Below are 16,130 nucleotides of genomic sequence, written 5' to 3' on the forward strand. Positions count from 1 at the left end.
CTGGCTCTTCGTTAAGAGCGCCAATACCCGCCATTTTCTTGACGACCCGGCGTTCGCGGCCGGTTACCGCCCCGTAAAGATCCGCACCATAGCCGCCGCTCTCGGTTTCAATTTCGAGGCGGTTCGTCGCAAGGTTGCGACGTTGCGGGTAGCCGGCGTATGCCTCGTCAATGACCAGGGCGTCGTCGCATTGCTTCCCGACGGTGCTTCCTCCCTTGTGAGCCAGACAGACGGCCTACCGACACGGCTGATGACGCTCGTCGCCCGGCTGCGGACGCTCATCCTTGACAATGGCTATGATCTCACTGCTGTTGCAGAAATCCGCGCTGCGCTCGATTGCGATTTCAGTAGCCTTGTCGGAGCGGGCTGACGATCCCATGCTGGTCTTTTAATTGGACTTGCTTACGAAAGCTAATCTGCGTCATCAACGGAATCGCAAGAACTTGCCCGTGTCCGGTATATCATGGCCCTGCGGCAGGACAGCGGCCTTTGGCAGGCCTCTTACCAACTTGGTTTGATGGCGCTTGAGGACGGCGAGCCTCGATGGCAATGGCTGGGAGGGCGAGTTCAGCGACATGCGAGAAGTCTCCCTCTCGATGCTGACAGGGGCCTACATGACCTTGCGGGATGAGATGGATGAGGGACTGACCGGTGTGGCAATGATCTGCGAAGACGACTGCTGGCGTTTGTTCCCCGCCGACTACGAACCGCCCTTGACGAAACGGGATGGCAGCGTGCGGTGACGAGCAGAGGCTGTCGCGGGTACTTGCTCTCGCGGCTGCCTCACCGCGGCTCCTTATCGTGCGAGTGCGGTCAATGATCGCCGCGCGAAGGAGTGATGGAGTGCTGTAGATGCTTTGCCGGTATCCGGTCGCCAATGTGGCCTGACCACTAAGCTTCAAATCCACCTCGACAGCAAAACTCACTTCGCAACTATTTCGCGAATCCATACGCCGGTAGGTGTCTTTTCCTGCCGTTCTCGTCCGTTCCGTTCCCATTGACGAACCGCACAAAACCCAGCATTAGCGCGCTTCACCGCACCGTGGGCGGTTAGCTCAGTTGGTAGAGCATCTCGTTTACACCGAGAGGGTCGGGGGTTCGAGCCCCTCACCGCCCACCATCGCCAAGCTTTTGAAGCTGATTGCATTATTCTTTGTGGCGGATCACGCGGGCGGGTTGCGCTCCAGCCACCGCGCGCGGATCGCGTCAGACCCCTCGCGCGTGCCATCATGGCTCCAGCCCGGTTCGCGCACCAGATAACCCAGTTTGTGCCGCCATGGCGCGCGCAGCAGGTCGCCAAGCAGGGCGGTCCATTCGTGGAACGCGGCATGGAGCAGGTTGAAGCTGCCGAGCTGGCGCACGATGCCGTAGCGCGGCGGTTCCTCGTCGCGCTCTGGCTCGAAGGTGCCGAACAGCTTGTCCCACACGATGAACACGCCGGCATAGTTGCGATCAAGATAACGCGGGTTGGTGGCGTGGTGAACGCGATGGTGCGCCGGGGTGTTCATCACCGCCTCGAACCAGCGCGGCATCTTCTGCACCGCCTCGGTATGGATCCAGAATTGATAGACCAGGTTGATCCCGGCAACGGTCAGCAAGATCGCGGGGTGAAAGCCAAGCAGCGCGGGCCAGATATGGAACGCAAAGCTGAGCGCGAAAAAGCCGGTCCATGTCTGACGCAGCGCGGTGCTGAGGTTGTAGTGCTGGCTTGAATGGTGATTGACATGCGCCGCCCAGAACCAGCGTACGCGGTGGGCGGTGCGGTGGAACCAGTAATAATTGAAATCATCGAGGACGAAGGCCAGCACCCAGACCCACCACACATTCGGCAAAGAGACCACGCGGTGCGCATAAAGCCAAAGCATCATGGCATAGATTGCGCCCGCGACCAGCGCGCCGGCAATCGTGCTGCCCAATCCCAGCCCCAGCGAGGTCAGCATATCGCGCGGTTCGTATTTCTCAGGCGCGCGGCGGGCGGCCCAGATCATCTCGATCACGATGAGCAGGATGAACACCGGGATGGCGTAGACCACCACGTCGATGGGCTGAAGATCCGGCGCCTGAAGATTGCGTGCCACGCTCATGCGCGTTCACCCAGACGGCGCAAGCTGGCGGCCCAGGCTTGCGCCTCTGGCCCAAGCTCCAGCGTGATCGCGCCAAAGCGGGGTTCACCGGCGGCGAGGGTCAGGAATTGGCGATCAAGCCGCACGCTCGCGTGATCGGGGAGCACCCGCGCGACGAAGTGGCTGCCGTGGCGGCGAACGACCAGCACGCGGCCCCCCGCATCGCGCAGCAAAGCGCCGATCCGCGCCCGGTCCAAGGCGATGTCTTGCGCCGCAAAGCCGCTGATGGCTGCATCGGCAAGCTCGCGGGCGTGGGCTGCATCGCGAATTCGCACATCGCCGCCAAGCTGCATCGCGCGGGCAAGGTAATAAAGCCCGATGATCAGGACGAGCGATACCGCCGCCTGAACGGCCACTGCGGCGCCCGGTAAGGCAAACAGGGTTTGGAGCGCGGCGAGGTTGGTTGGTGTCATCGATCAGGCTTCGGGGTCAGGCTTTGGGCGTTTGGGCTCTGGCGGCGAGCATATCAACTTGTGTGCGAATCGGGCTGATGTCGTAGCCTGCGCTTTCTGCGGCGGCAGCAATGGCGGCCGGGTTCATGCCCATATGGGCCTGGGTAAGCGCCCAGAGCAAGGTGGACCGGGTGCCCGAACGGCAATAGGCCAGCACCGGGGCATCTCCGGCCGCGGCCAGCGCCTGCTCCATCGCTTCGACCTGCGAGAATGAAAAACCGGCGTGCGTGACAGGAATCGCAACATATCCCATTCCAGCCGCCCGCGCAGCGGCCTCGATGTCGGGCCCGGGCACCTGATCATCGGATTCGTTTTCCGGGCGATTGTTGATGATCATGCCGATGCCGAGCGCCTTGGCCTGCGCGATCTGGGCGGTGTCAATCTGGGGACTCGCGTAAGTCTTGGCGTCGATTTTGTGAAACATGCGCTCTCCCATTTCGCTCATCAGACAATGCGCGCTGTCGCTGTTGCCAGCATCGGTCTGTTCCCTGGCGCTGGTAATGGCCAAGAATGCACGGCTCCGACTGCCTTCTCGGCCACCGTAATCGCCGTTTCCGCCGATCTCCTCTGCCAAATCGGCGGGGCAAGGGCAACCCATAGCAACGGCTGCCGCAAATGCTGCGACATTGAAATTAGCAGAGCCGGGAATTGACGAATCCGTTCGCACTTAGGGATTTTCTTGGTTATAGTCTTTATCGCATGGGAAAATGTCGGTCACTTCCGGCTTAGTTTCCTTGTCGTGCCGTCAGCAGCCGCGCCCGGCTTCCGGCACCGAGGAAAGCAGGGGCGGAACGAAGGTCTATTGGTTTTTATGGGTTTTGACAGAGGGCGGCGGGGTCGCGGACGCGACAAGCGCGATGGTTTCGGTGACGAAGGCGGTTTCGATCCCTACGGCGGCGGAGGCGGCGGCTTTGGTGGCGGCGCATCGCGCGGTGGTTTCGGCGGCGGGGACCGGGGCGGTTTCGGCGGCGGTGATCGCGGCGGATTTGGCGGCGGCGGCGGCGGTTTTAGCGGCGGCGGCGCACCTCGTAGCGGCGGCGGCGGATTTGGCGGACCGCGTAGTGGCCCAGGCGGCGGCGGCGGCGGCGGCGGAATGCCCGCGCAAGTGGTCGGCACTGGCAAAGGCGTCGTCAAGTTTTTCAATTCGCAAAAAGGCTTCGGCTTCATTCAGCGTGAAGACGGCGGCGAGGATGTGTTCGTTCACATCAGCGCGGTCGAGCGCGCTGGTCTTGAAGGTCTGGCCGAAGGGCAGCAGCTTGAGTTCAATCTGGTCGATCGCGGTGGAAAAGTTTCGGCTGCCGATCTTCAGGTTCTGGGCGATGTCATTGCCGTGGCTGCCAAGCCGGCGGCGCCGCAGCGCGAACTGACGGGCGAGCGGGCGACTGGCACCGTGAAGTTCTTCAACGCGATGAAGGGCTTTGGTTTCATTACCCGCGATGACGGCCAGCCGGATGCCTTCGTGCATATCAGCGCGGTCGAGCGCTCGGGCATGCGCGAGCTGAACGAAGGCGACAAGCTCGAGTTCGACCTCGAAGTTGACCGACGCGGCAAGCACTCGGCGGTCAACCTGGTGCCGCGTCAGGACTGACCCCGGATCGCCTTGCTCCCGGAGATAATCGGGCGTTGGCGATCAACACATAACGCGCAGATGGCGGCCCTTATGGGCCGCCATTTCTCGTTTGCGATTAGCACCTTGGACTTTTCCGGGCAGCGCCCGACAACCGATGAATCAAAAGAAGGAACCGTGTCATGCCGATCACTCCGTTGATGCCCGTCTATCCCCGGTGCGGTGTGCGTCCGGTGCGCGGCGAACATTGCCACCTGATCGATGAAGACGGCACGCGCTATCTCGATTTCGCCAGCGGCATTGCGGTCAATCTGCTCGGGCACAGCCATCCGCATCTGATCGGCGCTATCCAGACGCAGGCGGCCACCTTGATGCATGTCTCCAATCTTTATGGCAGCCCGCAAGGTGAACATCTGGCGCAGCGCCTGGTCGATCTTACCTTTGCCGACACGGTCTTTTTCACCAATTCGGGCGCCGAGGCGGTCGAGTGCGCGATCAAAACGGCGCGCGCCTATCACCAGCATGTCGGCAACCACGATAAGTTCGAGCTGATCACCTTCAAGAACGCCTTCCACGGGCGCACGATGGCCACGATCAGCGCGTCGAATCAGGAAAAGATGCACCACGGGTTCCTGCCGCTGCTCCCCGGTTTCAAGTATGTCGATTTTGACGATCTGGAAGCGGCGACGGCGGCCATCGGTCCAAACACGGCGGGCTTCCTGGTCGAACCGGTACAGGGCGAGGGCGGCATTCGCGATGCCTCGCCCGAGTTCCTTCAGGGCTTGCGCGCGCTGTGCGATGCGCACGATCTGATGCTTGTGTTCGATGAAGTGCAGTGCGGGGTCGCGCGCACGGGCACGCTCTATGCCTATGAGCAGTACGGCCTCACGCCCGACATCATGGCCAGCGCCAAGGGCATTGGCGGCGGCTTCCCCCTCGGCGCATGCCTCGCCACTGAAAAGGCGGCGCGCGGGATGGGCTTCGGCACCCACGGCAGCACCTATGGCGGGAACCCGCTGGGCATGGCCGCGGCCGAGGCCGTTCTCGATGTTGTTGCCACGCCCGAGTTTCTGGCTGAGGTGAACGCCAAGGGCGAGCGACTGCGCGGGCGGCTGGAACAGTTTATCGGCAATTATCCCGATCTGTTCGAGCTGGTGCGCGGGCGCGGGTTGATGCTGGGGGTCAAGATGAAGATCGAACCGCGGCCGTTTGTGGCGCATTTGCGCGATAACCACCAGTTGCTCACCGTGGCGGCGGGCGACATGACCTTCCGCGTGCTGCCGCCGCTCGTCATCGATGATACGCATATCGACGAATTCATGGACAAGCTCTCGGCCGGTGCCGCGAGCTATGCACTCGAAGCGAAGGCGGCATGACGCGGCACTTTCTCAATCTTGCCGATGCAGGGGGGGATGCGGTTGCGGCGATGCTGGGCGAAGCGATCGATCGCAAGGCAGCGCGGGCCGGCTGGCCCAAGGGGCGCGTCGAAGCCGATGCGCCGCTGGCGGGTCGGGTGCTGGCGATGGTGTTCGAGAAGAATTCGACCCGCACGCGCGTTTCGTTCGACATCGCGATCCGCCAACTTGGCGGCAGCGCAGTTTTGCTCGATGCCGGGACGACCCAGCTTGGCCGCGGCGAATCGATTGCCGATACCGCGCGGGTTTTGAGCCGCATGGCCGATGCCATCATGCTGCGCACCGACGATCATGCCAAAGTCGAGGAGCTGGCGCATTATGCGCAAGTTCCTGTGATCAACGGCCTCACCGACCTTTCGCATCCTTGCCAGATCATGGCCGATCTTCAGACGATGATGGAGCACGGCAAGGCCTTGCCCGGGCTGGAAGTGGCGTGGTTGGGCGATGGCAACAATGTGCTCAATTCGCTGATCGAGGCGGCTGGGCTGATGAAGTTCAATATTCGCGCCGGCGTGCCCGAAGGCTATGAAAGCGACGCCGGGTTTGCCGCGCGCGCGCGCGAATCCGGCGCGCGGATCGAGGTATTTCGCGATGCTGCCGGCGCGGCGCGCGGGGCCGATGTCGTGATCACCGACACCTGGAGTTCGATGGGCCAGCCGCACATGGAAGCAAAGATGGCAGCGATGCAGCCGTTTCAGGTGAATGGTGCGCTGATGAGCCTGGCCAAACCGGATGCGCTGTTCATGCATTGCCTGCCCGCCCATCGCGGCGAAGAAGTGACCGACGCGGTGATCGATGGCCCGGCTTCGGTGGTTTGGGATGAGGCGGAAAACCGCATCCATGCCCAGAAGTCCGTGCTGCGCTGGGTATTCGAGCAGATCTGACGATGACGGCCGAGGCCCACAGCGCGCAGACCGGTTTTGACCGGACTCTTGCCTTCACCGTTCCTGATCGGGATGCGCGCGGCCGCGTGGTGCGGCTGGGGCCGGTGCTGGATGATATCCTTGCGGCGCATGCCTACCCCGCGCCAGTGCGACATCTGCTGGCCGAAGCGCTTACGCTGACGGCGCTGCTGGGGTCGCTGCTGAAGGACGACGAGGGCCAGCTCACCATGCAGACGCAAACCCAGACCGGGATCGTTGATCTGCTTGTGTGCGATCACCGCGCCGGCGAACTGCGCGGTTATGCCCGGTTTGATCGCGCCCGCCTCGACGAACTGGGGCCCAAACCCGACCTGAGCGCCTTGTTCGGCGAGGGCTATCTCGCCGTGACGTTCGACCGGGCGACCACTGAGCAGCGCTATCAGGGCATTGTCCCGCTCGAAGGTGACAGTCTGGCGCAGGCTTGCGAAAGCTATTTCGTCCAGTCCGAGCAAGTGCCGACGATAATCCGGCTAGGCGTAAGTAGCGAAGGCGCGCGGTGCATCGCAGGCGGCATTCTGATCCAGCATCTGCCCGATGGCGAGGAAGGGCGCGAGCGAATCCACGCACAATTTGATCACCCGCATTGGGAGCATGTGGCCGCGCTGGGCGGCAGCGTGCGCGAACAGGAACTGGTCGATCCGGCGCTTGGTCTTGAAGACCTTGTCTGGCGCCTGTTCCACGAGGAGCGCGAAGTGCGGGTGGAGCAGCGCAGCGCCATCGTCAAAGGATGCCGCTGCACCGCGGAGTATTACCGCTCAGTGTTGGCGCGGTTCGGACCGGACGACCGCGAAGAGATGAAGAACGAAGATGGCCTGATCATGGTCGATTGCGCATTTTGCTCGCGCAGTTTTCCAATCGATCTGGTCTGATCCCCATTTAGCTCATCTCGGCGCTAAAAAAGAACATTTCAACGCAGAAGCGAATCCTCTATGATCCACCGTGGACGCGGCATTGTGCCAGAGCTGTTTGTAGTTGCGAGACTGGAAGATGGAATTGTGCCCTAATCGATCCTTTCCCCAGCACATCTGGCGGATGCTGGCTGTTGGCGCTGCATGCGCCGCAGGCCTGATTGGCGCGCCCGCTTCGCATGCCGTGCGGCAGGAGCTTGCGCTGCTTGATCGGCTGCAAAGCGGACAATGGGAGATGCGTGACCGCGACTCGACCGGCGGACGCAGCCGGTTGTGCATCGCAAGCGGGCGTGAGTTGATCCAGCTTCGGCATATGCACGATGCGTGCAAGAGCTTCACGATCGAAGACACCGCCGAAGCGGTCACCGTTCAGTATACCTGTCCGGGGCACGGCTTCGGGCGCACGCGGGTCCGCTTTGAAAACGCCCAGCTTGCCCAGATCGAAACCCAGGGCGTGGCGCAAGGCTTGCCCTTCGACACGAGCACTGAGGCGCGCCGCGTCGGCACCTGCATGCACTGATCCGGCTAGGCCATTGCCACCGCTGCGCGCTGCGGCTAGCCAGAACGGATGATCGATTTTGCCAATGCGGATGATGCGCCGCTTGCGGTGGTATTGTTATCCGGAGGCCTCGATTCGATGGTCTGCGCCGGGCTTGCCCGCGAGCGCGGATTTCGTGTGGCAGCGCTTACCATCGACTACAATCAGCGCCACCGGATCGAACTGGAGGCTGCCAAACGCATCGCCCAGACCATCGGAGCAGCGTCACACGTGATCCTCCCGCTCGATCTGCGCCTGTTCGGCGGCTCGGCGCTGACCGCCGCGATCGATGTGCCCAAGGACGGGCTGGGCGAGGGCATTCCGGTAACTTACGTGCCGGCGCGCAATCTGGTGTTTCTCTCGCTCGCGCTGGCCTGGGCAGAAGCTGCTGGATCATCGGATCTGTTTATCGGGGTCAATGCGCTGGACTATTCGGGCTATCCCGACTGCCGCCCCGAATTTGTCTCAGGTTTCGAAAGCCTTGCCCGCGTCGCCACCAAAATTGGCAGCGAAGGCGGCAAAGTGCGGGTTCATGCCCCACTGCAACATCTAAAAAAAAGCGAAATTGCGCGCGAGGCGGCGCGTCTCGGGCTCGACCCCGGTGCCAGTTGGTCATGTTATGATCCGCTGCCCGGCGGCCTTGCCTGCGGCGTTTGCGATAGCTGCCGTCTGCGGCGCGCGGGATTCGATGAGGCCGGGATCGAGGATGGAACGCAGTATGGAGCACCAAGCTAAGGCGGGGCAAGAAGCCAAGCCCGGACAGCCGCAATGGCTGGGGGTTGATCGTTATAGCTGGTACGTGCTCGGCGTGCTGGTGCTGGTCTATTTCGTCAATTTCATCGATCGTCAGTTGCTCACCATTCTGGCGGTCGACATCAAGCGCGATCTGTCGATCACCGATAGCCAGTTCGGGTTCCTGTATGGCACCGCGTTCGGCGTGTTCTACGCGCTGTTCGGCATCCCTCTGGGCAAGCTGGCCGACCGCTGGTCGCGGGTTCGGCTGCTGACTTGGGGGCTGACCTTGTGGTCGGCGATGACTGTGTTTTCCGGATTGTCGCGCAATTTCACGCAGCTGGGTCTGGCCCGGGTCGGGGTCGGGGTAGGCGAGGCGACCGCAGGGCCATGCGCTTATTCGATGCTCTCGGATTACTTTCCGCCGCACCGCCGGGCGACGGCGGTCGCGATCTATTCCTCGGGCATCTACATCGGCGGCGGGCTGGCGCTGCTGCTGGGCACGTCGATTTCGGGCGCATGGGATCATGCCTTTCTTCCCGGTTCCCGCCCGTTCGGCTTTGCGGGTTGGCAGGCGGCGTTTCTGGCAGTGGGCTTGCCTGGCCTGCTGCTGGCGGTCTGGGTCAGAAAGCTGCGCGAACCTATCCGGGGATTTTGGGAAAGCCCCCGGCCAGCGGCGCCAGAGCCCGCGACCTGGAGCGCGTTTGTCCGCGATCTGGGCACCATCGTGCCGCCGTTCACGATGCTGGCGGCGGCGCGGCGCGGGCCAATGGCGCTGGCGGGCAATGTCCTGACTTTGGGCGCGGTCGTGCTGGCGGCCATGGGGCTGACCGCGTGGCTCGGCGATCCGGTGCAATGGATCGCCATTGGCATCGGCGTTTATGCCGTTGCTTCGTGGGCGGTGGCGCTGCGTCATAATGATGGCGAAGCGTTCAAGGTGATCTGGGCGACGCCATCGGTGGTCGGCCTCAATATCGGCTACGGCCTGATCTGCGTGATTTCCTATGCCAGTTCGGCGTTTGGCCCGCTTTATGGCATGCGCGTCTTTGGTGGCGATCCCGGCACCGTGGCGCTGATCTTCGGGGCGGGCGGCGCGGCGGGCGGCGCGTTGGGTGTCATCGCAGGCGGCGTGCTGGGCGACAAGGTCGCCGAGTCTGGGCAAAACTCGCGGCGGGTGCTCGTGGTGATGGGGGCGTTTACCGTCTCGCTCATTCCCAATCTCATCATGCTGACCACCCAGTCGATCACGGTCGCTTATCTTGCCGTGTTCCCCTTGTGGTTCTGCCTCAGCGCGGCACTGGGCAGCGGCTCCGGGGTCTTGGTCAGCATCGTGCCGGCCAGCGTGCGCGCCACTGCCACCGCCGCGTTTCTGCTCTCAGCCACGATGATCGGGCTGGCGATGGGGCCATATGCCGCCGGGCGCATTTCGCATGCGTTTGACAGTCTGCGCATCGGGCTGACCGGCCTGCTGGTGGTCGTGCCGTTCGCCTTGCTCGCGCTCTATATTTCGTGGCGCGATCTGAAGCGGAAAGAGGCCTGACAGCAAAAAGCCCGGGGTTTGGCCCCGGGCTTTCTGTAAACAAAGGCAGTCCGGCGAGATCAGCGCTTCGAGAACTGGAAGCTCTTGCGCGCCTTGGCCTTGCCGTACTTCTTGCGTTCCACCACGCGCGGGTCGCGGGTGAGGAACCCGGCGGCCTTGACCGCGCCGCGCAATGCAGGCTCGAACTTGGTCAGCGCCTGCGAGATACCATGCTTGACCGCGCCGGCCTGGCCCGAAAGCCCACCGCCTTTGACCGTGCAGATTACGTCATACTGGCCCGAACGGTCAGCCACATCGAACGGCTGGTTGATGACGAGGCGCAGGGTCGGACGCGCGAAATAAACTTCCTGATCGCGGCCATTGACCACGATCTTGCCCGAACCCGGCTTGATCCAGACGCGGGCAACCGCATCCTTGCGGCGGCCGGTGGCGTAGGAGCGGCCCTGCGCGTCGATTTCGCGCTCGCGCAGCACGGCGGCGGGGCCAGTGCGGATAATCGGGGCGGCAGGGGCATCGGCAGACATCGCAGCAGAAGCTGCGGGAGCGGAGGTCAGGACGTTGAGGTCTGCCAGGCTCGAGACGATATCGGTGTCGGACATGGCTTACGCACCCACCTTGTTCTTGCGGTTCATCGAGGCGACATCGAGCGCCTCAGGCTGGTTGCCAGCATGCGGATGTTCGCTGCTGGAATAGAGATGCAGCGCGCGCATCTGATCTCGGCCGAGCGGCCCGCGCGGGATCATGCGCTCGACTGCCTTCTCAATCACGCGCTCAGGGAAGCGGCCAGCCAGAACCTTGTCTGCAGTCACTTCCTTGATGCCGCCAGCATAGCCGGTGTGCTTGTAATAAATCTTGTTCTTGAGCTTGTTGCCAGTGAGGCGAACCTTGCCCGCGTTGATCACGATGACATGATCGCCGCAATCGACGTGCGGCGTGAAGCTGGGCTTGTGCTTGCCGCGCAGGCGATTGGCGATGATCACCGCAAGGCGGCCGACCACGAGGCCATCGGCATCGATCAAATGCCACTTCTTCTCTACCTCGGCCGGTTTGATCGACCGGGTGATCTTCGTTAGCGCCTTCATGGCTGGATCTTGTCCCTGAATTAAGGTGCGCCGACAAGGCACAAGGAGTGCACTGGCCAGCGAGGAAGCGCGCCTATCTTCTCAAACAGCGCGCAAGTCAAGCGTAGAGGCGGGTTTGCGGGGAGGTATAATAATACCGCCGCGCCAATCGCTGCGCTAGCGGCTAACGCTGAGGGCGTCCGAGCGCATGGGCCGACCATGCCGTGGCCGCGACCAGCAACGCGCCGATGAGCTGGTGCAACACCGCCAGATAGATTGCCACCCCGCTCATCACCGTCGCTATGCCGATCAGGATCTGCGCGCCAAAGGCGCTGTGCAGCGCGATCGAGGTGGGCCGCTGGCGCAGCGCGCGCAGCCGGCGGCCCATGATGACCAGCACGATCACCACCAGCCAGGCCCACCAGCGATGGATGAAATGCACCAGATAAGGATCGGCCAGCAGCGCGCGCGCCGCGCCTTGCGACCAGTCGATACCCGCCGGGAAAAGCTGGCCCTGCATCAGCGGCCAAACGTTGCCATCCAGCCAGCCGCCGCCCGCCACCGTGCCCGCGCGCAGGCCGGCAACCAGCGCGCCGTAGAACAGCTGGATCACCAGCACACCGAGCGCCAACGCGGCAAATGGCGTCAGCCGGGAGGCCCGCTCGCCCCGCGATACGGCGCGTAGATCGAGCATGGTCCAGATGATCCCGGCCAGCGTCGTCAGCGCCACCAGCAGATGCGCAGCAAGGCGGAAATGGCTGACCCTCACATCGTGGACGATGCCCGACTGGACCATCCACCAGCCGACCGCTCCCTGCAGCCCGCCAAGCGCCAGCAGCGAAAGGAGGCGCGGCTTGAAGCCCGCCGGGATTTGCCCACGAAGCCAGAACCAAGCGAGTGGCAACGCAAAAGCAAGGCCGATGGTGCGCGCCAGCAGGCGGTGAACCCATTCCCAGAAGAAGATCACCTTGTAAGTCGCCAAGGTCATGCCCGCTGGCCCATTGACCAGCACGAACTGCGGCGTCTGGCGGTACTTGTCGAACTCATCCTGCCACTCTGCGGCATTAAGCGGCGGCAGGATGCCCGAAACCGGCTTCCATTCGGTGATCGAAACACCCGATTCGGTCAGCCGGGTGATGCCGCCCACGGTCACGATCGTCACGATCATCATCGCCACGACCAGCAACCACCGCGCCAGCGCAAGCGGCGCAGCGCGCGCCGCGCTCCGTTCGGGCCGCGCAGAAAATGAAGGTTGGACGCTTGCCATGTGCGGTTCTGTGCGACTGTGCTGCCGCCAGAGCAAGCGCAAAGCGGCATCAAAGCCGCCAATGCCCCTAGGGACAAGACCCTTAAACTTTTGCCGAAGGACCATGGCAGGGATTGCGCAATGTTATAATGTTACATATAGCCATGAGGATGAATGACGCGATGTTTGGTTTGCGCGGCCGGCTGGATCGGGTTGGCGTGGTGCTTTCGGGGCTGTGCATGGTGCATTGCCTCGCCGGATTGTTCCTGATCGGGGCGTTCGGGCTGGGCGGCAGCGTGCTCTTCGATCCGGCGATCCACCGCTTCGGGCTGGTCATCGCGTTTGCCCTTGGCGTTATCACCATCGGCATGAACGCGGTCCGCCATGGCCACCGTTTGCCGCTCGCGTTGGGCGGCGGCGGCGTGCTGCTGATGGGCAGCGCGATTTTGGCCGGGCACAGCGCGTTTGAGGCGGCGCTGACGATTGGCGGCGTGTTGCTCGTCGCGGCGGCGCATATGATCAACCTGCGGCGCACCCACTGATCTTTGACGCGGCTTGCGCGGCGCGCGGCGGGCGCTAAAGCCGGGCGCATGGCCTCGCAAACATCCCCCGAACAGACCCTGACGCTCACCCTCAACGGCGAGCCGCACCGCGCCGCAGCAGGCTCGATTGCCGATCTTGTGCGCAGCCTCGAACTCGATCCCGCGAAGGTCGCGGTGGAGCACAATGGCCTGATCGTGCCGCGCTCGGCTTTGGCGGACGTGGCGATTGCCGAGGGCGACACGCTTGAGATCGTGCATTTCGTCGGCGGCGGGCAGGATGATGATACGTGGTCGGTGGCTGGCCGCACCTTCCGTTCGCGCCTGATCGTGGGCACCGGCAAGTACAAGGATTTCGCGCAAAATGCCGCCGCGCTGGCGGCTTCGGGCGCGGAAATCGTCACAGTGGCGGTGCGCCGGGTGAACGTGAGCGACCCCAAGGCCCCGATGCTCACCGATTTCATCGACCCCAAAAAGGTCACCTACCTACCCAACACCGCTGGCTGCTTCACCGCCGAGGATGCAATCCGCACCCTGCGGCTGGCGCGCGAGGCGGGCGGCTGGGATCTGGTCAAGCTCGAAGTGCTGGGCGAGGCCAAGACGCTCTATCCCGACATGCGCGAGACGCTCAAAGCCACCGAAGTGCTGGCGAACGAGGGTTTCCTCCCAATGGTCTACTGCACCGACGACCCCATCGCGGCCAAGCAGCTCGAAAGCGCAGGCGCGGTCGCGGTCATGCCGCTGGGCGCGCCGATCGGCTCGGGTCTCGGCATCCAGAACCGCGTCACCATCCGCCTCATCGTCGAAGGCGCGAACGTACCCGTGCTGGTCGATGCAGGCGTCGGCACCGCCAGCGATGCCGCCGTGGCGATGGAGCTAGGCTGCGACGGCGTCCTGATGAACACCGCCATCGCCGAAGCCAAAGACCCCATCCGCATGGCCCGCGCGATGAAAGCTGCGGTTGAGGCCGGGCGCGACGCCTATCTGGCGGGCCGCATGGGCACGCGCAAATACGCCGATCCGAGCAGCCCGCTGGCGGGGTTGATTTGAGGGCTTGGGCTTAGGGCGGTTTCGGGTGACGGCCAATTTTTGCAGGTCTCGCCCAGTTGCGGACATTCGTCTCTTGCCGTTAAAAGCGATCGGAAAGGATAAAAGCGATCGGAAAGGAGGCGGTTTAGTGGTTCAGGATGCAGTGAGGCGATTGCACGACTTGGGCGGCCAGTTGAGCGATGAGCTTGATGCTGAGCAGTTGGCACAAGCTACCGCTTCTATCGATCTTCTGAGTCACCCTCTTTCATCTGAGGACATCAGAGCTTTGCTGCTGCTCTTACCCTCCGGGGGAGACACTGCTTCGGGGCTAAACTGGACAATACTCCACGCCATCGAAGCATCTCCAGTTTGGCCGCTGTGGGACACGCTCAGGAGCGACGAGAACGAGTGGGTACGAATACTTCGGCTGAGGCTTGCGAATGCTGGAATGCATCCGTCCTCCTAAGGCATCCGTCCGCTCTCTAACACTTCCAGCCATTACGGCTCACCAAATCGCCACCAAAACCCACCGTCGCCCCGTGCTTGACACGGGGCTTGGCTACCTTTCGACGTTGCCAAGCGGCGCTTCCTCCGCCGGGTGCCACTGGTCCCAAAGGTCGAGCCAGTCGGGATTGTCCGCCTCGATCAGCGCGAATTTCCATTCCCGGCGCCATTTTTTGACGAGCTTTTCGCGGGCGATGGCGGGTTCGATTTCCTCATGCCGTTCAGCATAGACCAGCCGTGTCTTGTCGAAGTCCCTGACATGCATCGACCCTTTACCCTCGCGATGCTGCCATACCCGCCGGATCAGATCGGAGGTGACGCCGACATACGTCCCGCCGCGATAGCGGTTCGCCATGATGTAGACCCAACCGCCCTTCTCCATTGCTCCCTCATGCCAAACGCGAGGTCGCGAGGGAAGCCAAGCCCCGTGTCAAGCACGGGGCGACGAGCAGGGTGTTTGCAGAGACGTCCGCTCCCCACCACTTCCAGACGTCTCTGATGCAGTCTGCGAAGCCCTTGATCTGACAACTCCACTACCGTCACCCCGGGCTTGACCCGGGGTCCCGCTTCTTCTCGCGCGGCCCATCAGGCAAGCGCCTTGTAAAGGTCCATCCACTCCGGGTTTCCCCGCTCGATCAGCTCGAACTTGAATTTGCGCCGCCACCGCTTCAACCGCTTCTCGTGCGCGATGCAGGCCTCGATCCTGTCGCCGCGCTCTGCCCAGACCAGCCGCTTCAAGCCATACCGCGCGCAGAAGTCCGATCCTGTTTCCGACCGGTGCTGATCAAGCCGTGCCGCAATGTGCGAGGTAACGCACACATACATCGTTCCCCGATCGCGGTCCGCCATGATGAAAACTAATCCACCCGTTCGTTCCCGGTCCATCCGGCCTAGAACGAAGAAGCGGGACCCCGGATCAAGTCCGGGGTTACGGGGAAGTTTGGGGAGTGGTGGGGAGGTTCGGGTGACGCTCGGTTGGGGGAAGCAACGAGCGTGGGGCTGCGGATCATCCCCGCACCCCCTGATTACCCCGCAATCCCCGCCGCTGCCAGCACCGCCAGGGTCAGGATATCCGGCGCGAGCGAGGTCATCGCTGCGATCTGGACCGGCTTTTCCATGCCGATCAGCATCGGCCCGATGACCGCGTTGCCCGCCAGTTCGCGCAGCAATTTGGCCGAAATGTTCGCCGATTGCAGGCCGGGCATGATCAGCACATTGGCGGGGCCTGAAAGGCGGCAGAACGGATAGCTGGCCATAACCTTGGGATTGAGCGCGGCATCCGGGGCCATCTCGCCCTCATATTCAAAACCGGGCTGCTGCTCGTCGAGGATGTTGACCGCGCCGCGTACATTATCGAGCCAGCGGCCATAGGGATTGCCGAAGGTGGAGAACGAGAGGAACGCGACGCGCGGTTCATGGCCCATGCGCCGCGCCACGGCGGCGGTTTCGGTGGCAATGTGGGCCAAATCTTCGGCGCTCGGCCGCTCGTTCACGGTCGTATCGGCCAGAAACACGGTGTAGTTCTTGGCCACCATCATGTGGATGCCAAAGGG

20 protein-coding genes and 1 tRNA gene are annotated in these 16,130 nt (G+C 63.1%); 12 read left to right on the forward strand and 9 right to left on the reverse strand.

The window, feature by feature from the left end:
• The 3 genes from Q0O40_RS10910 to Q0O40_RS10920 all read left to right on the forward strand — a co-directional run.
• The coding region (locus Q0O40_RS10910) for a hypothetical protein (RefSeq protein WP_295529544.1) at positions 1–370 on the forward strand (370 nt) is incomplete at its 5' end.
• A 154-nt stretch (positions 371–524) separates the two neighbouring features.
• Complete coding sequence (locus tag Q0O40_RS10915; RefSeq protein WP_295529546.1) at positions 525–743, forward strand: hypothetical protein; 219 nt, start codon at positions 525–527, stop codon at positions 741–743.
• A gap of 301 nt (positions 744–1,044) precedes the next feature.
• Positions 1,045–1,120: transfer RNA gene (locus tag Q0O40_RS10920), tRNA-Val, on the forward strand.
• 43 nt (positions 1,121–1,163) lie between these two features.
• Here the strand turns inward: Q0O40_RS10920 and Q0O40_RS10925 are convergent.
• Genes Q0O40_RS10925 through Q0O40_RS10935 form a run of 3 tightly spaced genes read right to left on the reverse strand, consistent with a single transcriptional unit; the run spans position 1,164 to position 2,999 of the window.
• Positions 1,164–2,084, reverse strand: coding sequence for a sterol desaturase family protein (locus Q0O40_RS10925; protein ID WP_295529548.1), 921 nt, complete (start codon positions 2,082–2,084; stop codon positions 1,164–1,166).
• Entirely contained in the window at positions 2,081–2,536 is a 456-nt protein-coding gene (locus Q0O40_RS10930) for a hypothetical protein (RefSeq protein ID WP_295529549.1), read from the reverse strand. Before Q0O40_RS10930 ends, Q0O40_RS10925 begins: the two co-directional genes overlap by 4 nt.
• Positions 2,537–2,552: 16 nt before the next feature.
• The gene (locus tag Q0O40_RS10935; protein ID WP_295529581.1) at positions 2,553–2,999 is read right to left on the reverse strand and encodes a TIGR01244 family sulfur transferase; all 447 of its coding nucleotides are present in this window, start codon (positions 2,997–2,999) and stop codon (positions 2,553–2,555) included.
• A 387-nt stretch (positions 3,000–3,386) separates the two neighbouring features.
• Between Q0O40_RS10935 and Q0O40_RS10940 the strand changes: the two genes are divergently transcribed.
• The 7 genes from Q0O40_RS10940 (at position 3,387) to Q0O40_RS10970 (ending at position 10,198) form a co-directional block, all read left to right on the forward strand.
• On the forward strand, positions 3,387–4,163 hold the full coding sequence (locus Q0O40_RS10940) for a cold-shock protein (protein ID WP_295529551.1): 777 nt from the start codon (positions 3,387–3,389) through the stop codon (positions 4,161–4,163).
• A gap of 161 nt (positions 4,164–4,324) precedes the next feature.
• The gene (locus Q0O40_RS10945; protein ID WP_295529553.1) at positions 4,325–5,518 is read left to right on the forward strand and encodes an aspartate aminotransferase family protein; all 1,194 of its coding nucleotides are present in this window, start codon (positions 4,325–4,327) and stop codon (positions 5,516–5,518) included.
• Positions 5,515–6,441 carry an ornithine carbamoyltransferase gene (gene argF, locus Q0O40_RS10950; protein WP_295529555.1) on the forward strand — a complete coding sequence of 309 codons (927 nt, stop codon included), beginning with the start codon at positions 5,515–5,517 and terminating at the stop codon, positions 6,439–6,441. The genes Q0O40_RS10945 and argF overlap by 4 nt, the downstream gene beginning before the upstream one ends.
• Positions 6,442–6,443: 2 nt before the next feature.
• Positions 6,444–7,349 (forward strand): Hsp33 family molecular chaperone HslO, encoded by a 906-nt coding sequence (locus tag Q0O40_RS10955; RefSeq protein ID WP_295529557.1) that lies wholly within the window; start codon positions 6,444–6,446, stop codon positions 7,347–7,349.
• A 163-nt stretch (positions 7,350–7,512) separates the two neighbouring features.
• Positions 7,513–7,908, forward strand: a complete 396-nt coding sequence (locus Q0O40_RS10960) for a DUF3617 family protein (protein ID WP_295529559.1) — start codon at positions 7,513–7,515, stop codon at positions 7,906–7,908.
• A 48-nt stretch (positions 7,909–7,956) separates the two neighbouring features.
• On the forward strand, positions 7,957–8,661 hold the full coding sequence (gene queC / locus Q0O40_RS10965; protein ID WP_295529561.1) for a 7-cyano-7-deazaguanine synthase QueC: 705 nt from the start codon (positions 7,957–7,959) through the stop codon (positions 8,659–8,661).
• Entirely contained in the window at positions 8,645–10,198 is a 1,554-nt protein-coding gene (locus Q0O40_RS10970) for an MFS transporter (protein WP_295529563.1), read from the forward strand. Before queC ends, Q0O40_RS10970 begins: the two co-directional genes overlap by 17 nt.
• 59 nt (positions 10,199–10,257) lie before the next feature.
• On the opposite strand, the gene rpsI is transcribed toward Q0O40_RS10970, so the two are convergent.
• From rpsI to Q0O40_RS10985, 3 genes are all read right to left on the reverse strand, one after another.
• Positions 10,258–10,797, reverse strand: coding sequence for a 30S ribosomal protein S9 (gene rpsI, locus Q0O40_RS10975; protein ID WP_295529565.1), 540 nt, complete (start codon positions 10,795–10,797; stop codon positions 10,258–10,260).
• A 3-nt stretch (positions 10,798–10,800) separates the two neighbouring features.
• A complete protein-coding gene (rplM, locus tag Q0O40_RS10980; protein WP_295529567.1) occupies positions 10,801–11,280 on the reverse strand; it encodes a 50S ribosomal protein L13 in 480 nt (159 codons plus the stop codon).
• Positions 11,281–11,443: 163 nt separating this feature from the next.
• Positions 11,444–12,526 carry a COX15/CtaA family protein gene (locus tag Q0O40_RS10985; protein ID WP_295529569.1) on the reverse strand — a complete coding sequence of 361 codons (1,083 nt, stop codon included), beginning with the start codon at positions 12,524–12,526 and terminating at the stop codon, positions 11,444–11,446.
• A 149-nt stretch (positions 12,527–12,675) separates the two neighbouring features.
• Here Q0O40_RS10985 and Q0O40_RS10990 point away from each other — a divergent pair, with 149 nt between their 5' ends.
• Together Q0O40_RS10990 and thiS are read left to right on the forward strand one after the other, a co-directional pair.
• Complete coding sequence (locus tag Q0O40_RS10990; protein ID WP_295529571.1) at positions 12,676–13,047, forward strand: MerC domain-containing protein; 372 nt, start codon at positions 12,676–12,678, stop codon at positions 13,045–13,047.
• Positions 13,048–13,095: 48 nt separating this feature from the next.
• Positions 13,096–14,094: a sulfur carrier protein ThiS gene (thiS, locus tag Q0O40_RS10995; protein WP_295529573.1), complete on the forward strand. Its 999-nt coding sequence runs from the start codon at positions 13,096–13,098 to the stop codon at positions 14,092–14,094.
• 538 nt (positions 14,095–14,632) lie between these two features.
• Here the strand turns inward: thiS and Q0O40_RS11000 are convergent.
• From Q0O40_RS11000 to Q0O40_RS11010, 3 genes are all read right to left on the reverse strand, one after another.
• Positions 14,633–14,959 (reverse strand): GIY-YIG nuclease family protein, encoded by a 327-nt coding sequence (locus tag Q0O40_RS11000; protein WP_295529575.1) that lies wholly within the window; start codon positions 14,957–14,959, stop codon positions 14,633–14,635.
• 203 nt (positions 14,960–15,162) lie between these two features.
• Entirely contained in the window at positions 15,163–15,462 is a 300-nt protein-coding gene (locus Q0O40_RS11005) for a GIY-YIG nuclease family protein (protein WP_295529577.1), read from the reverse strand.
• A 140-nt stretch (positions 15,463–15,602) separates the two neighbouring features.
• A partial coding sequence (locus tag Q0O40_RS11010) for a phosphate acyltransferase (protein WP_295529579.1) occupies positions 15,603–16,130 on the reverse strand: 528 nt, incomplete at its 5' end.

This window comes from Novosphingobium sp. Chol11 (assembly GCF_945870625.1).
GTDB lineage: Bacteria > Pseudomonadota > Alphaproteobacteria > Sphingomonadales > Sphingomonadaceae > Novosphingobium.

Excerpts from the sequence above, each read along its gene's own strand:
- Q0O40_RS10925 (WP_295529548.1), bottom strand. The coding sequence starts at position 2,084 with ATGAGCGTGGCACGCAATCTTCAGGCGCCGGATCTTCAGCCCATCGAC.
- Q0O40_RS10930 (WP_295529549.1), bottom strand. The coding sequence starts at position 2,536 with ATGACACCAACCAACCTCGCCGCGCTCCAAACCCTGTTTGCCTTACCG.
- Q0O40_RS10935 (WP_295529581.1), bottom strand. The coding sequence starts at position 2,999 with ATGTTTCACAAAATCGACGCCAAGACTTACGCGAGTCCCCAGATTGAC.
- Q0O40_RS10940 (WP_295529551.1), top strand. The coding sequence starts at position 3,387 with ATGGGTTTTGACAGAGGGCGGCGGGGTCGCGGACGCGACAAGCGCGAT.
- Q0O40_RS10945 (WP_295529553.1), top strand. The coding sequence starts at position 4,325 with ATGCCGATCACTCCGTTGATGCCCGTCTATCCCCGGTGCGGTGTGCGT.
- argF (WP_295529555.1), top strand. The coding sequence starts at position 5,515 with ATGACGCGGCACTTTCTCAATCTTGCCGATGCAGGGGGGGATGCGGTT.
- Q0O40_RS10955 (WP_295529557.1), top strand. The coding sequence starts at position 6,444 with ATGACGGCCGAGGCCCACAGCGCGCAGACCGGTTTTGACCGGACTCTT.
- Q0O40_RS10960 (WP_295529559.1), top strand. The coding sequence starts at position 7,513 with ATGCTGGCTGTTGGCGCTGCATGCGCCGCAGGCCTGATTGGCGCGCCC.
- queC (WP_295529561.1), top strand. The coding sequence starts at position 7,957 with ATGATCGATTTTGCCAATGCGGATGATGCGCCGCTTGCGGTGGTATTG.
- Q0O40_RS10970 (WP_295529563.1), top strand. The coding sequence starts at position 8,645 with ATGGAGCACCAAGCTAAGGCGGGGCAAGAAGCCAAGCCCGGACAGCCG.
- rpsI (WP_295529565.1), bottom strand. The coding sequence starts at position 10,797 with ATGTCCGACACCGATATCGTCTCGAGCCTGGCAGACCTCAACGTCCTG.
- rplM (WP_295529567.1), bottom strand. The coding sequence starts at position 11,280 with ATGAAGGCGCTAACGAAGATCACCCGGTCGATCAAACCGGCCGAGGTA.
- Q0O40_RS10985 (WP_295529569.1), bottom strand. The coding sequence starts at position 12,526 with ATGGCAAGCGTCCAACCTTCATTTTCTGCGCGGCCCGAACGGAGCGCG.
- Q0O40_RS10990 (WP_295529571.1), top strand. The coding sequence starts at position 12,676 with ATGAATGACGCGATGTTTGGTTTGCGCGGCCGGCTGGATCGGGTTGGC.
- thiS (WP_295529573.1), top strand. The coding sequence starts at position 13,096 with ATGGCCTCGCAAACATCCCCCGAACAGACCCTGACGCTCACCCTCAAC.
- Q0O40_RS11000 (WP_295529575.1), bottom strand. The coding sequence starts at position 14,959 with ATGGAGAAGGGCGGTTGGGTCTACATCATGGCGAACCGCTATCGCGGC.
- Q0O40_RS11005 (WP_295529577.1), bottom strand. The coding sequence starts at position 15,462 with ATGGACCGGGAACGAACGGGTGGATTAGTTTTCATCATGGCGGACCGC.